This is a genomic window from Lysobacterales bacterium, assembly GCA_014946745.1.
In the GTDB taxonomy this organism is placed as follows: Bacteria; Pseudomonadota; Gammaproteobacteria; order Xanthomonadales; family Xanthomonadaceae; genus Aquimonas.
Genome location: JADCRD010000001.1, coordinates 3,083,948 through 3,097,170 on the forward strand (window position 1 = coordinate 3,083,948; position 13,223 = coordinate 3,097,170).

General features: G+C 70.0%; 13 protein-coding genes. 7 read left to right on the forward strand and 6 right to left on the reverse strand.

Annotated features, from left to right (window positions below):
- Positions 1-321: 321 nt before the first annotated feature.
- Together H4O13_12355 and H4O13_12360 are read left to right on the forward strand one after the other, a co-directional pair.
- On the forward strand, positions 322-1,323 hold the full coding sequence (locus H4O13_12355; GenBank protein ID MBE5316179.1) for a glycosyltransferase: 1,002 nt from the start codon (positions 322-324) through the stop codon (positions 1,321-1,323).
- A 259-nt stretch (positions 1,324-1,582) separates the two neighbouring features.
- Positions 1,583-1,831, forward strand: coding sequence for a hypothetical protein (locus H4O13_12360; GenBank protein MBE5316180.1), 249 nt, complete (start codon positions 1,583-1,585; stop codon positions 1,829-1,831).
- Positions 1,832-2,193: 362 nt separating this feature from the next.
- Here the strand turns inward: H4O13_12360 and H4O13_12365 are convergent, their stop codons facing one another.
- The 3 genes from H4O13_12365 to H4O13_12375 all read right to left on the reverse strand — a co-directional run bounded on the left by H4O13_12365 (position 2,194) and on the right by H4O13_12375 (position 6,616).
- Entirely contained in the window at positions 2,194-3,585 is a 1,392-nt protein-coding gene (locus H4O13_12365; protein ID MBE5316181.1) for a M24 family metallopeptidase, read from the reverse strand.
- A 322-nt stretch (positions 3,586-3,907) separates the two neighbouring features.
- Entirely contained in the window at positions 3,908-4,258 is a 351-nt protein-coding gene (locus H4O13_12370; protein MBE5316182.1) for a YciI family protein, read from the reverse strand.
- Positions 4,259-4,501: 243 nt separating this feature from the next.
- Positions 4,502-6,616 carry a serine/threonine protein kinase gene (locus H4O13_12375; protein MBE5316183.1) on the reverse strand — a complete coding sequence of 705 codons (2,115 nt, stop codon included), beginning with the start codon at positions 6,614-6,616 and terminating at the stop codon, positions 4,502-4,504.
- A 226-nt stretch (positions 6,617-6,842) separates the two neighbouring features.
- On the opposite strand from H4O13_12375, the gene rraA reads away from it, so the two are divergent.
- Entirely contained in the window at positions 6,843-7,331 is a 489-nt protein-coding gene (gene rraA / locus H4O13_12380) for a ribonuclease E activity regulator RraA (GenBank protein MBE5316184.1), read from the forward strand.
- Between the two features lie 200 nt (positions 7,332-7,531).
- Positions 7,532-8,437 (forward strand): LysR family transcriptional regulator, encoded by a 906-nt coding sequence (locus H4O13_12385; GenBank protein MBE5316185.1) that lies wholly within the window; start codon positions 7,532-7,534, stop codon positions 8,435-8,437.
- 157 nt (positions 8,438-8,594) lie between these two features.
- Here the strand turns inward: H4O13_12385 and H4O13_12390 are convergent, their stop codons facing one another.
- Both H4O13_12390 and H4O13_12395 read right to left on the reverse strand, forming a co-directional pair.
- Positions 8,595-9,011, reverse strand: coding sequence for a nuclear transport factor 2 family protein (locus H4O13_12390; GenBank protein ID MBE5316186.1), 417 nt, complete (start codon positions 9,009-9,011; stop codon positions 8,595-8,597).
- Positions 9,012-9,042: 31 nt separating this feature from the next.
- Positions 9,043-9,687, reverse strand: coding sequence for an NAD(P)-binding domain-containing protein (locus H4O13_12395; protein MBE5316187.1), 645 nt, complete (start codon positions 9,685-9,687; stop codon positions 9,043-9,045).
- 564 nt (positions 9,688-10,251) lie between these two features.
- On the opposite strand from H4O13_12395, the gene H4O13_12400 reads away from it, so the two are divergent.
- The 3 genes from H4O13_12400 to H4O13_12410 all read left to right on the forward strand — a co-directional run bounded on the left by H4O13_12400 (position 10,252) and on the right by H4O13_12410 (position 12,818).
- Entirely contained in the window at positions 10,252-10,779 is a 528-nt protein-coding gene (locus tag H4O13_12400; GenBank protein ID MBE5316188.1) for a BLUF domain-containing protein, read from the forward strand.
- Between the two features lie 67 nt (positions 10,780-10,846).
- Positions 10,847-12,325, forward strand: coding sequence for a DNA-3-methyladenine glycosylase 2 family protein (locus H4O13_12405; GenBank protein MBE5316189.1), 1,479 nt, complete (start codon positions 10,847-10,849; stop codon positions 12,323-12,325).
- A 1-nt stretch (position 12,326) separates the two neighbouring features.
- Positions 12,327-12,818 (forward strand): methylated-DNA--[protein]-cysteine S-methyltransferase, encoded by a 492-nt coding sequence (locus tag H4O13_12410; protein ID MBE5316190.1) that lies wholly within the window; start codon positions 12,327-12,329, stop codon positions 12,816-12,818.
- 134 nt (positions 12,819-12,952) lie between these two features.
- Here H4O13_12410 and H4O13_12415 read toward each other — a convergent pair.
- The coding region (locus H4O13_12415; GenBank protein ID MBE5316191.1) for a hypothetical protein at positions 12,953-13,223 on the reverse strand (271 nt) is incomplete at its 5' end.

Here is a 13,223-nt window from a genome sequence, read left to right on the forward strand (position 1 = left end):
TCGATGCCAAGGTGCGTTCAAGCCGCTCCTGCGCGACGTCTGCGCGGCTGCCGCATGAGCCAGAACGATTCGCTGTCTCAGGCCGAACCAGCGCGCCCGCGCGCGACGGTTTCGAGCGCTGAGCGATGGCCCTGCAGGAGGACCGAGCTGTTCCGCCTCGCTGCACCCCGGCGGCGCGCGCCTGTCAACCACGCGCCCGCCGATGGATCTATCGGAGGCTCGCCTGGACGGGCGTTCGACCTGCGACGACGAAGCGCGTGCAGGGTGGACCGGATGCCGGTTGCCCTAGAATCCCGCGCTGACTCCGCCCAACGCCTTTCCATGAACCTTCCGTGGCTCAGCCTGCTCATTCCCGTGTACAAGGTCGAACCCTGGTTGCCTGCGTGTCTCGCGTCGATACGCGCCCAGGCCGTCCCGAACATCGAAGTGCTGCTGCTCGATGATGCGTCTCCCGACGGTTCGGGAGCGCTGGCCAGGCAACTCACCGAAGACTGGCCGGAAGCGCGCGTGCTCGTCCATCCGCGCAATCGCGGCCTTTCTGCGGCGCGCAATTCGCTGCTGGCCGAGGCGCTCGGGGAGTACGTGTGGTTCCTCGACTCCGACGATGTGCTGCTGCCCGGGTCGATCCAGAGCCTGCGCGAGGCGATCGCCCAGGGCGCTCCGGATCTCGTGCTCTGCGACTTTCGCGTTGTGCGCGAGCGCATGCGCCTCAAGCACCGGCTGCGCGGAGAGCTGCATCGCCGCACCTTCGCGGGAGCTCCCCGGCAAACGCGCCCGGCGGGACCCGAGCTTGTGGCCGGTCTGCTGCAGGTCGGTCAGCTGCACAGCTGGAGCAAGATCGCGCGCCGCGAAGTCTGGCAGGCCGCACCGTTTCCTGAGGGCCGCTACTACGAAGACATGGCGGTCATTGCGGCGCTGATCGCAGGCAGCCGCAGCTTTCGCTATGTGCCCGAGACCTGGGTGGGCTATCGACAGCGTGAGGGCAGCATTCTGGCCAGCTCCAGCCCGGCCAAGCTGCGCGATCTTCTGCACAACGCCGGCACCCTGAGGGCCGAAGTGCACGCGCTGCCGCAGCTGTCCGATCCCGCGGCGCGCTTCGCGCTGGATCACTTCTGCCTGCGAACGGTGCTCACCGGCCTGCGTCTGGCGGCGCCTCTGCGCTCAGGCGCACCCGAGCTGGATGCGGAGATCCGCACGGCCGTCGCGCAGCTGTTGCCGGATGCCGGCGCGGCCGTGCTGCGCGGCTACCTCGGGCGCGGCTGGTGGTGGCGCTGGCTGCGCGCACGCGCGCGTCTTCGCCGGTGGGGTGTCGCCGCTGGCTGAGCAAGCAGTACGTCTCGCCAGCGTCTGCGCCAGCGCCAGCGCCAGCGCAGCAGAATCCACCGCGCTCGCCCCCGGCGCTCCCGACACGCTTGAGCCGAGGGGCCTGGTCTTGCTGCACAGCCGGGCATGACCCGACTGCGGCGATCCGGCGCCCTGCCTGGGCCGGCAAGCCCTGCCCAGCAGACAGGGCCAAGACTTGAGCGAGGCGCGCCGCCAATCCATGCTGTGCGCTCCATCCCTGCCTTCGATTGAACTGCCCATGAAAGAGTCGCGCGATTACCTTGAACTGAGCTTCCGCTCGGTGTCCTGCTTCGGCAACGACGGCCGCCTCGACGCCAGTGAGCTGGATCACCTGATCAGCATCGCCGAGCGCGACGGCCAGATCGATGCCAACGAGATGCGGGTATTGAAGAGCATCATCGAGCGCATCCGCCCGGACGAGATCGACGCAGCGATGAAGGCGCGACTCGACGCGCTGTCGGCCAAGCTGCGCGAAGCACAGGGCTGAGTGCACCGGGATTCGGGATTCGGGATTCGGGAGAGCCTCACGGCTGGGCGTGCAGTCAAGCCCATCGCATAGGGTGGGCCCTGGCCCAGCTTCAGCCCCATACCTGCCCCGGCGCAGGCTCGCCCCGCGGGTCGCTTCTTTGGCGCGCGCAAACGCGAAACTCGCAAGCTGCGCGGCCGCCTCGCGAACAACAGCGGGACATCGAGGCCGTGGTGGGCCAAGGGCCCACCCTATCACGTGGACTCCGACGCCAATCCCGGTCCACGGCCGGATGAGGGCTTCACCGTGGCAGCCGCGCGCTCCGGTGTCAGGACTCGCAAGGCGCTTGCGAATCCGGATTCCCGATTTCCCGAATCCCCGCTTCAACGCACCACGTGCCACTCGGTCTGCCGACCGGCGAGGTAGATCACCCGCTCGCCGTCGAACACAGCGCCCTGCTCCAGCTTGATCTGCACCCACTGGCCGTCCCACTCCGGCAGCTGCGCCTTGATGTTGCCTTCGATGGCGTAGACCGTCGACGGATGCAGCGGCCAGTCGCCCTGTACAGGCGTGGCGCCCTGGTTGTCCCACATGCCGATGGTGGGACCCGGCGCGTGGCCGAACATGCCCAGTGGGTGCGTGTAGGTGCTGCTGACGATGCCTGCCTTGTCGGCGGCCGCGCGCGTGCGCGCCAGCACCTCGTTGCCCGGGCGGCCGGTGCGGTACTCGCTGGTCAGGATGTCCTGCCACTGGTTGCCGACGCGCAGCGCTTGCTGCAGTCCTGCAGGCACAGCGGATTCGCCGGCGCGGGCGACATAGGCCATTTCCTGGGTGTCGGTGCAGAGCTTCAGGTAGCAGATGCCCACGTCGGTGTGCAGCACATCGCCCGGCTGGATCACCCCGTCGATGCCGCAGAAGGGGTTGTCCTGCTCGCAGGCCACGCCCGGGCGCTGCAGGTTGACGTAGGGCATGAACCAGATCGGCAGGCCCAGCGATTCGAAGCGCTCGCGGATGTACCAGGCGACGTCGTCCGTGGTGGTGGCACCCGGGGTGATCACCCGGCTGCTGAAGGCCTCGCTGATCACCCCGCGGGCGATGCCCATGATGTGCGGGTACACCGCCAGCTCCGACGCGCTGCGGGTTTCCAGCCAGCGGACCACCAGGTTCTCGGCCGGCACCAGACGCTGCTGCAGCTCAGGGCTGAGCACCTCCAGCAGCTGCGCATGCAGGCCTTGCGTCAGCCCATCCGCGACCGGCCATTCGCGCGAAACGTTGATGCCGATGCGCTGGGGATCGCGCTCGGCGATCAACGCACCCAGCGCCTTCCACTGCTCGGCGAGATCGCCACCGGCCCAGGCCGACTCGTAGGGCGCGCCCAGGGGGTAGCGGTTGACGCTGAGCTTGTCGACGCTGCCGTCCGCTTTGCGGTGGAACACCAGCATGGTGGTGCGGCGCGCGGCGAAGCTCGGCTGCGGCACCAGCGAGAAGTAGACCGGGTCTTCGGCGTATTCGCGGTTGATCACCAGCCAGAGGTCAAGCTCGGCCTCGGCCATGAGCCGCGGCAGCAGCTGCTCCAGGCGCTCGGTCAAAATGCGGTTCTCGGGCTCGATGCGGGCGCGCGGCGGCAGCACGCCGTAGTCGGCGGCGCCGGCAATGACGCGGCCCTGGGCCGGAGCGGCATCGCGCGCGCTGGCGCTACTGGCGACCGCAAGGGCGCCTGAGAGCGCAGCGCAGAGCAGCAGGCGGGAAGTCGCAGGGGCGCGGACGGTCGACATGCGGGAACCTCGGCAGGCGTGGGAAGCCGCAAGCCTGCCACAGCGATGCCCTGCGCCGATCTGCCAAAGCGCATGGATCGCCTGCGCCGAGGAGGCCGCACGAGGGCACGGCGGATCGCAGCGGCGCGTCACCGGGCGGTGAGAGCGACACAGCGCAAGTGAATCCTGGACGTGAGCCGCGGTCGCGCGTCCGGCGCCTCTGCGGACACGCTTGCGCTGGATGAGGCAGCGCCCGCTCCAGCGGCGAGCGCGGCCTCCGGGGCGCGCGGCAAGGCTGAAGGCTTCAGCATCGCCGCGCGATCGGCGCGCGTCGAGCAGGGCTTCAGCTCATCCCCAGCTCACGCACTTCCACACCGCCGCCCTGCATGCAGGGCATCTTCGCCGCCCAAGCGAGGGCGTCGTCCAAGGATTCGACTTCAATCAGGTAGTAGCCGCCCAGGGTTTCGCGTGTCTCAGCGAAGGGCCCGTCGATCGGCTCACCGGCCTTGCCGCCTGCGAAGCGCACGGTGCGGGCAGTGGCCACCGGCTTCAGCTCGGCGCCGCCGCGGATCACGCCGGCGGCTTCCATCGCCTCGCCATACGCCTGGTGCGCGGCGTAGCAGGCCTGCCAGTCGGCCTCGGTCCAGTTCGCGCTTTCGGCTTCGTCGGCATAGATCAGCAGCATGTAGTTCATGTCGGCATTCCTTGGAGGACCTGCGGGCTGCAGGCAGGGATGGTCGCGGCAGCGCGCCGGGTTTCGACATTTTGCGTCGCGGCCCATGCGACCGCCTTGCGGGAATCGCGGGCCGAAGACAGAACCCCGCGCCAAGGGCGCGGGGTTCGCACGAGGTCGGGTCAGCGCGCTTGGCAGATGCAGACCTCGGTCGGAGACCTTCCGGCTTCGCGAATCCCGAATCCCCAATCCCGGCTCCGACCCTCAACTCCGCCGACGCGGCCGGTAGTCCGACAGCGCATCCACCAGGCTGTCCAGCCGCGGCTCGATCGACTCCAGCGCCTTGATCTCGGCGTTCAAGGTGGTGAAGTCGACGCGCTCGCGCCAGCCCGCGCCCAGCGGACGCTGGTCGCCCACCACGAACGCGCGCACGCCGAGCTGCACCGAGTACAGCGTCGAACTCTGGCCGTAGTACTGCAGCTCCTGCGAGCCGATCGGCTCGGCGCGCACCACCACCACGGCCGCGGCCTGACGACGGATCTGGCGGAACATCTGCGGCAGCGGTGCGCCGCCGTCGACATCCAGAAGATCGCTGTCCACCACGTCGAAGCCCTGACGAATCAGCTGCTCCTCGATGCGCTGGCGGGCCGGCCCGGTGATCGCCGAGTCGCCCAGTGCGACCACAGCGATGCGCGGCGGCGGCGGTGGCATCTGGCTGCGCGGCGGCTCCGCGCTGGCGGTCTGGACGGGCGCCTGCGCGACGGCATTGGCGTTCGCGGCAGGGTTTCGCGAGGGCACGGCCTCACGGGTGTTCGGCCCGGTGGTCGCAGAAGGCGCATCCGCGGAGCCTGCCAGTTTGGCGCCGACCACGGCCGCGGCCGCAGCGGCGGTGGGCTCTGCGGCTTCCAGCGCGGTCGAGGGCGCGGCAGGCTCGGGCTGCGCGTCCGGCAGCGTGGGCTCGACCGGCGGCGTCTGCACCGCGACCGCGCTGCCGATGGTATTGCCGCGCGCCGCGGCATCGGCAGCGATCAGGGCGGCACTGCCCGCCGCTGCATCGAGCGAATTGGCGCCGGTCTGGCTGGGCGCGACCTCGTTGGCCGGGGCCGTCGCCGCCGTGCTGGTACCGACAGGATTGCTGGCGCGCCCAGCGGCGACGCCGTCCGAGTAGCTGCTGCCAACGAATCCGTCGTAGAAGCCGCTGACCAGATTCATCAGCGGCGCACGGAAGGCGAATACGCTGCCCGCCACCAGCAGGGCCAGTCCCGCCGCGATGCCAATCGCCAGCTTGCCGCCGCCGCCGCGCTTCTGCGCTTCCAGCACGGAGGGCCGCGCCGGAGACCGCGCACGCGTCGCGGTGTCTGGCACCGGTGGCGCTGCTGCCGGTGGTACCGGCGGCGGGTTGGAGCCAGGCGCGGGCGTGGTCACACCGACCCCAGCCGCACTCACCACCGGCGGCGGCGTGGGCGCGCGCTTGGGCTGCGAGGCCGGAGTGGGCGCACCGATCACGGTGGCGTCGGACATCGCCGCCTTCACGGCCGGCAGCTTCAGCGCGCCGGTCTGCGCCACCAGCGGATGCGCCTGCAGCGCAGCCGCAAGGTCGTGGCAGTTCTGGAAGCGGTCATGCGGATCCTTGGCCAGCATTTTCGCGAGGATCGCCGCGGCCTGGGTGTCGACCGCCTCGTTCAGCTGGCGAACGTCCGGAATCTCGGCCTTGACCACCTCCAGCATCAGGCCCAGCGGGCTCTCGTCCGAGAACGGCGTCTTGCCGCTCAGCATCTCGAACAGCACGATGCCCAGCGAGAACACGTCCGAACGCTGGTCGACGGGCTTGCCGAGGCACACCTCGGGCGAGAGGTAACCGGGGGTGCCGACGAACTCACCGGTCGTGGTGAGCTTCTTGGACAGATCCTGGGTCGCGAGCGCGATGCCGAAGTCGGCGATCTTGACCTGGCCGCGGGTGGACAGCATCAGGTTGCCGGGCTTGATGTCGCGGTGGATCACTCCGGCGTCGTGGGCCGTGGCCAGGCCCTGCGCCGTCTGGTGCAGGATCTTCAGCGCCACCTCCGGCTGCAGGCGACCCTCGCGCTTCAGCAGGCCCGACAGCGATTCGCCCTCGACGAACTCCATCACGAAGAAGGGCTGGCCGTTCTCCTGGCCGATGAAATAGATCTGGATGATGTGCGGGTCGTTCAGCGCCGCCATCGAGCGCGCCTCACGCAGGAAGCGCTCGACCAGCTGCGGGTCGTGGGCCAGCGAGGGCGAGAGCTCCTTGATCGCGACGAAACGGTTCAGCGCCGGCTCGAAGCCCTTGTAGACGACGCCCATGCCGCCGCGTCCCAGCTCCGCGACGATCTCGTAGTGGCCGAGGTGGGTCTTCATGGTCGCCTCCTGGGGCGACGGAATGGTGAGGGTCATCCTAGCACCGGCCTTTCGCGCTGGCCCCGCGGGGTGCGGGCCTTGTGCTGGAGGAGTACGAAGTCCGGCGACGCCACGCGACATCGCTGGGCCTGGCGTTGGCGGGCATTCATCCGCGGGTCTGTGCAGGGCCCGGCCAGCCGCAGCCAGCGCCTACAATGCCGGGCCTGCTCAAGCACCGGAGACACTCATGGAAGCCAAGACCACCGACCTCTGCGACACCTACGGCGACGCCCTGCGGGTGGTCGAGGAGCCGCTCTCCGACTTCGGCGGCCTGATCGCCTTCGGCGGCCCGGTGCACACCATCCGCGCCTACGAGGACAACAGCCTGGTGCGCGCGGCGCTCTCCGAACCCGGCCAGGGCCGCGTGCTGGTGGTCGACGGCGGCGGCTCGCTGAAGCGCGCGATGCTCGGCGACGAACTCGCCGCGCTTGCGGTCAAGAACGACTGGGAGGGCATCGTGATCTTCGGCTGCGTGCGCGACTCCGCCGCGCTGGCTGAGCTCGAAATCGGCATCAAGGCGCTGGGCACCTGCCCGCGCAAAACCGACAAAACGGGCCAGGGCCTGCGCGAGGTGCCGATCCGCATCGGTGGCGTCGACATCCGCCCCGGCGACTATCTGTATGCCGATGAGGACGGCATCGTGGTCTCGGCCAAGCGCCTGCAGGAAGCCGGTTGAGTGCTGCGACAGCGCATCGATGTCCCGTGGCATTCGTGTCCGCACGCTGCCTGGATGCCTTTGGCCTCGATCCGATTGAACCTTGCCCAGCACTGCACGAGTTGAGCGTGACCTTCGATTCGGCGCCACGCCTCGGCTAGCGCGCCAAGGCCAGCGTGTGCAGCGGGCGAACGGCCACCGCTTTCGCACCAGTGACCCGCATGGACCACTTGAACCTCAACGACATCGCACTCTTCGTCCAGGTCATGCGCCACGGCAGCTTCGCCGAGGCCGGACGTCAGCTGGGACTGCCGTCGAACACCGTCAGTCGGCGCATCCAGGACCTGGAGTCGCAGCTCGGCGTCCGGCTGCTGCAGCGCTCCACCCGCAAGCTCACACCGACCGGCGCGGGGCTGGCGCTGCATGCGCGCTGCGCCGAGCCGGTCGAGGGCCTGTTCGAGGCCTCGCAGGACCTGATGCTCGGCCACGAGGAGCCGCGCGGCGTGGTGCGGGTGGCCGCCCCGGCGGACTTCTTCGACTTCTTCGCGATGCCGTGGGTGGCCGGGTTCCTGCAGTCCCACCCGCGGGTGTCGCTGGACTTCGTGCTCAGCGACGCGAACACCGACCTGATCGCCGAGCGCATCGACGTGGCGTTCCGCGGCGGCGCGATGGAGGACTCCGGGCATGTGGGCCGCGCCGTTCTGCCTGAGGGCGAGGAGGGCTTGGTCGCCAGCCCCACCTATCTCGCCGCCCGCGGCGTGCCGACGACACTGGCCGAACTGGCTGCGCACGCATTCGTGGCGTTCTCCCGCCCGGGACGCAGCGTCAGCTGGAGGATGCGAGGCCCGGACGGCAGCGAGGACGAAATCAAGGTGACCCCTTGCTTCAGCGCCAACACCGCCCAGGTCCTTCGCAAGGCGACCTTGGCCGGGATCGGCATCGCGCTGCTGCCGCGCCCGGTGATCCGCCGCGATCTCGACGCCGGGCTGGTGGTGCCCGTGCTGCCGGGCTGGACACGCCGCGGCCGCGGGCTGCACGTGCTCTACCCGAGCCGGCGGCACCTGCCGGCCGCGGTGACCGCCTTCATCGATCTGGCGGTCGAGCGCTTGCGGGAACTGGAAGCCTGAAGAGCCCTGGCAGCGTGTCGCCCCCCTCCCGAGAGTGGTTCATGTCGGCGGTGCGGCGCAGGTCCTTTCCGCCTCACGACAAAGCAATCGCTGACGCGCTTGCTTCGTCGCCCCGGCCATCCCTGGCCGGACCAGCAGGCTGCTTTTCAACAGCCTGCTAGAAGCCGCCACCATCGAGCGCGGCGAGGAAGGCCTGCGGGTTCCAGTACTCGCGATACCCAGCGATGAGCCCATCGCGGAAGGTGGCGAAGGTGGCGTAGCGCATGTCGTAGGGTCGGCCGGTCGCAATGACGCGGCCGGTAGCGCGCCACTCCGCGATCGCGACGCCGGGATCAGCGGCGGCCTGAACATGCAGGCTTGGTATGGCCTGCACGTCGATCACAGACGGATAGTTCTGCAGGTAAGCGTGCAGCGCGGCGCGGCCCTCGATCCGGCGGGGCAAGCCCTCGGGCGCGAACGGGAACTCGGCGACGACATCCTCGGCGCAAAGCGCCGCCCAAGCGTCCATGTCCTTTGAGAGGAAGACCTGCAGGCTGTGACGGAGCAGGTCCTGCGGGCTGGCGTGGGTGCCCATGCGATAGATCCTCGATGGCGGGCGCGGACGCTCAGAGCGCGATGAAGTGGGTCGCAGCCAAGGCGCCGAAGGGCAGCGACGCGAGGCGGCCGCCCACTTCGATCGAGCCCAGGTCGACCGGGAAATGGCCCATCTCATCGATCAGCGCGCGGACCTCGGCCTTTGCATTGGCGTCGTCGCCGGAATAGAACTGCACGCGCCTTCCGCCCGGTACGGTGGGCTGCGCCAGCACCTGCACGTCAAGGTGGTTGAAGGCCTTCACCACCCGCGCGCCCGGCACGAAGCCGCTGAACACCTCGGTCGAGGCGCGGCCGCCGAGGTCGATCTCCTTGATCCCCCAGGCCGCGAGCGGATTCGTGGGATCGCTGGCCTCGGGCGAGCCCGGCTCAAGGAAGGCCACGGGGTTGGTACCGTCGATGACGATCCGGCCATTCCAAGCCGGCAGGCCGGCGAGCGCGGTCCCGAGGTCGACCCAGCGCACGGCCACGAGCACGATGTCGGCGCTGGCGGCCTCAGCGACAGTGCCAGCGGTGATCGAAGGACCGAGCTCAGCGACGAGCGGTGCGAGCGACGCGGGGCCGCGGCGGTTGGCGATGGTGGCGGGGACCTGCCGGCTGGCGAGGACCCGCGCGATGTTGGAGCCGAGGCCGCCGGAGCCGATGATGCCAATGCGCATGGTGATTCCTCTGGGTTCATTGGGGGCGTAGCGCCCCGCGAAGTCGTGGTGGAGTTGCGGTGGACGCAGGGAGTGCACGATAGGAAGGCGCAGCCGCCCCCGGAAGTCGGCCGCGATGGAGTGGACTCGTCCACGACGCGAGGGAATCCGACCCAGCAAGAGAAAGCCACGCCGTGATCGAGGCTGAGTTCGAGGCGTGGGCTGACGGCGCGATTTCAGGCGAGGCCATTCAGAAAGCTCTGCGACCGCACCTTCGGCGATAGGCAGGCATGGGTGTGTCACGCTGGCGCAGACGAGGGCCCCCACCCGGATCCGGAGCGCTGTCAGTGCAGGCAACGGGCGCCTGCTTGGTCGGGGGACGCGTCGATGTCGTGGAATCCGGACGGCCTGCTGGGCGCGGGGCTCGGAGCCACCCAGTGGATTGCAGCTCCGCTGCAGGAAGCGCGTTGCGGCCGCGCGCAGGCACTCCCGGTGCTCGCCGTTCACGCCGGGATCGCCTTTCGCTGATCCGGGCTTGACTGCGGCAACGGCAGGCTGCGCGCTGTTCCGCTCATGAAAGCCACCATGTTCCTCAGTCGTCTCATCTACGCCAGCCGCGCCGTCGACAGCCTGCAGACGGCGGATATCGAACAGATTCTCGAGGCCTCACGCCGCAACAACGGCAAGGTCGGCGTCAGCGGTGTGCTGCTGTTTTCGGCCCGCGAATTCCTGCAGTGTCTCGAAGGCTCGCGCGAGGCGGTCAACCAGACCTACGCGCGCATCCTCGGCGACCCACGCCACGCCGAGGTGCTGATGCTCGACTACCGCGAAGTGTCCCGCCGCCTGTTCCCCGACTGGAGCATGCAGGCGCTGGCGCCCGGGCTGTTGTCGCGGCAGCGGGTGCTGCGCTACTCCGAGCGCGAACTGTTCAGCCCCACACGGATGGGCGCGGCGAGCGCGTTGGCGATGCTGGAAGACATCGCCGGTGACATCGAGCGCCATGGCCTCGCCGAGGTCAGCGCCGCCCGTGAATCCGGCTCGACGCCCGCGGAGCCGCTCTCTGCCGGCGCGCGCAACAGCCTGTTGGCCAAGCTGCGCGGCGGAGCCGGCTGACCCGGCGCAGCGCATCCATGTCCGAATCCGGCGAGTGCGGGCATGCGCGCAGGGCTAGTCTGTGCGCATGCCGCCCCTCCAGCCACCGCCCGATGCCGTTTGCGAACAGGCCCGCCTGTCGCGCGATGCGCGCTTTGACGGGCTGTTCTTCACCGCGGTGCGCTCGACCGGCATCTACTGCCGGCCGGTGTGTCCGGCGCCTGCGCCCAAGCCGAGCAACGTGCACTACTACGTCAGCGCCGCCGCGGCCGAGGCCGCTGGCTATCGACCCTGCCTGCGCTGTCGGCCCGAGCTTTCGCCTGCCGCGGGCCCCTGGCGTCGCGGCGAGGCGGTGCTGGGTCGCGCGCTGCGGCTCATTGAACACGGCGCACTCGAAGGGAATGGGGTGCCCGCGCTGGCAGCTCGGCTGCACGTCGGCGAGCGCCAGCTGCGGCGACTCTTCGCCAGCGAGTTGGGCGTGTCGCCCCTGCAGGTCGAAGCCACGCGCCGGCTGCTGTTCGCCAAGCAGCTGCTGAGCGAGACCGCGCTGCCGGTCACCGAGGTCGCGCTGGCCGCGGGCTTTGCCAGCCTGCGCCGCTTCAACGCCGCCTTCCTGCAGGCCTACGGTTTGGCTCCGAGCCAGCTGCGTCGCGCGCGCTCCGAGGCGCCGGCCAGCGCGCCGTCCGGCCCGCTCGTGCTGCGCCTGAACTACCGTCCGCCCTACGATTTCGCGGCCCTGCTCGACTTCCTACGCGGTCGCGCCCTGCAGGGCCTTGAGCAGGTCGATGGCTTGGGCTATGCCCGCCTGATCGCCGCCGACACCGGCGCCTGGCTGCGCGTATCGGCCTGGCCCGGCGGCGCCGATGCGCTGCGCCTTGAGCTGCACGGCCTTGCGGCCAGCGCGCTGCGCGATGTGGTGCAACGCGTGCGGCGCATGTTCGACCTCGACGCCGAACCTGCCGCCATCGAATCGGTGCTCGGCCGCGATGCACGCCTGTCCCCGCTGCTGCGCGCGCGTCCCGGCCTGCGTCTGCCGAGCGGCTGGGACGGCTTCGAGATCGCCGTGCGCGCGGTGATCGGCCAGCAGATCAGCGTCGCCGGCGCGCGCACCCTGACCCAGCGACTGCTGCAGCGCTGCGGACAGGCCGTGCCGGCGCCACTGCAGGCACAGGGCTTCAGCCATCGCCTTCCGACGGCCGCGGAACTCTCCGTCGCCGATCTCGATGGCCTGGGCCTCACCGGCGCGCGCCAGCGCACCCTGCACGCGCTGGCGCAGGCCGTCGTCGAGCGGCGTCTCGACTTCGATCCAAGTCAGCCGCTGGAATCCTTCATCGAGCGCTGCGTCGCCTTGCCCGGCATCGGCCCGTGGACGGCGCACTACCTGGCCCTGCGTGCGCTGGGGCATCCGGATGCGTTTCCGAGCGGCGATCTCGTGCTGCAGAAGGCTTTGCCGGACGACGGCAGCCGAGTTTCAGCCGCAGCGCTGGAGGCGCGCGCCGAGGCATGGCGCCCCTGGCGCAGCTACGCGGTGATCCACCTCTGGCACACCGCAGCCAACGGAGACTGACGTGCACATCCACTACCTCACCCTGGAAAGCCCGATCGGCACGCTGACCGTGGCCGCCAGCGCGACGGCGCTCCACGCCATCGAGTTCGAGCACAACCGCCATCCGCAGTCGCGCGCAGATTGGGTGCGCGGCGACAGCGCCCTGCTGCAGCAGGCAGCCGAGCAGCTGCGCGCGTACTTCGCCGGCCAGCGCCGGCAGTTCGAGCTGCCGCTGGCGCCGCAGGGCAGCGAGTTCCAGCGCGCCGCCTGGCAGGCGCTTGCCGCGATTCCCTTCGGCGAGACGCGCAGCTATGCGCAGCAGGCCGCAACGCTGGGCAGGCCTGCCGCGACCCGCGCCGTGGGCGCAGCCAACGGCCGCAACCCGCTGCCGATCGTCCTGCCCTGTCATCGCGTGATCGGCGCGAACGGCGCGCTGACCGGCTTTGGTGGCGGCATCGAGGTCAAGCGCTGGCTGCTGGCGCATGAGGCCAGCGCAGGGTTTCGTTTGCACTGAGCGCGCCGCCGATGGCTGCCTGTGGAGTTCAGCCACGGGCGACGCCCAGCGGCAAGAGGCGCCTTGCGAGCGCGTAGACACACAGCCCCGCTCAAGGCGGGGCTGTGCGTTTACGCGTGAAGACAGTCAGCGGATCATCCGCGTCGCCGCAGCTGCAGGCCGGCGATACCGAACATCAGCAGCACCAGGCTCAGCAGCGCCCAGGGCGCGTCCACCGGAATCACGGCAGGGCGCGGGTTCGACGGCGGCGTCGGGCCGACCGCATCTTCGTTGTTGTTGTTGATCGGATCGAGCTGGTCGCCGCGCACCGTCGCCACGTTGCGGAAGTTGCCTGTCGCCTGCACGCGCACCTGCATCACCAGGGTCTCGGTCTCGCCCACCGCGAGGTTGCCCACGGTCCACAGC

What these genes read in the sequence shown, in the direction of transcription:
- H4O13_12355 (MBE5316179.1), top strand. Translation starts at nt 322, where the DNA reads ATGAACCTTCCGTGGCTCAGCCTGCTCATTCCCGTGTACAAGGTCGAA.
- H4O13_12360 (MBE5316180.1), top strand. Translation starts at nt 1,583, where the DNA reads ATGAAAGAGTCGCGCGATTACCTTGAACTGAGCTTCCGCTCGGTGTCC.
- H4O13_12365 (MBE5316181.1), bottom strand. Translation starts at nt 3,585, where the DNA reads ATGTCGACCGTCCGCGCCCCTGCGACTTCCCGCCTGCTGCTCTGCGCT.
- H4O13_12370 (MBE5316182.1), bottom strand. Translation starts at nt 4,258, where the DNA reads ATGAACTACATGCTGCTGATCTATGCCGACGAAGCCGAAAGCGCGAAC.
- H4O13_12375 (MBE5316183.1), bottom strand. Translation starts at nt 6,616, where the DNA reads ATGAAGACCCACCTCGGCCACTACGAGATCGTCGCGGAGCTGGGACGC.
- rraA (MBE5316184.1), top strand. Translation starts at nt 6,843, where the DNA reads ATGGAAGCCAAGACCACCGACCTCTGCGACACCTACGGCGACGCCCTG.
- H4O13_12385 (MBE5316185.1), top strand. Translation starts at nt 7,532, where the DNA reads ATGGACCACTTGAACCTCAACGACATCGCACTCTTCGTCCAGGTCATG.
- H4O13_12390 (MBE5316186.1), bottom strand. Translation starts at nt 9,011, where the DNA reads ATGGGCACCCACGCCAGCCCGCAGGACCTGCTCCGTCACAGCCTGCAG.
- H4O13_12395 (MBE5316187.1), bottom strand. Translation starts at nt 9,687, where the DNA reads ATGCGCATTGGCATCATCGGCTCCGGCGGCCTCGGCTCCAACATCGCG.
- H4O13_12400 (MBE5316188.1), top strand. Translation starts at nt 10,252, where the DNA reads ATGTTCCTCAGTCGTCTCATCTACGCCAGCCGCGCCGTCGACAGCCTG.
- H4O13_12405 (MBE5316189.1), top strand. Translation starts at nt 10,847, where the DNA reads ATGCCGCCCCTCCAGCCACCGCCCGATGCCGTTTGCGAACAGGCCCGC.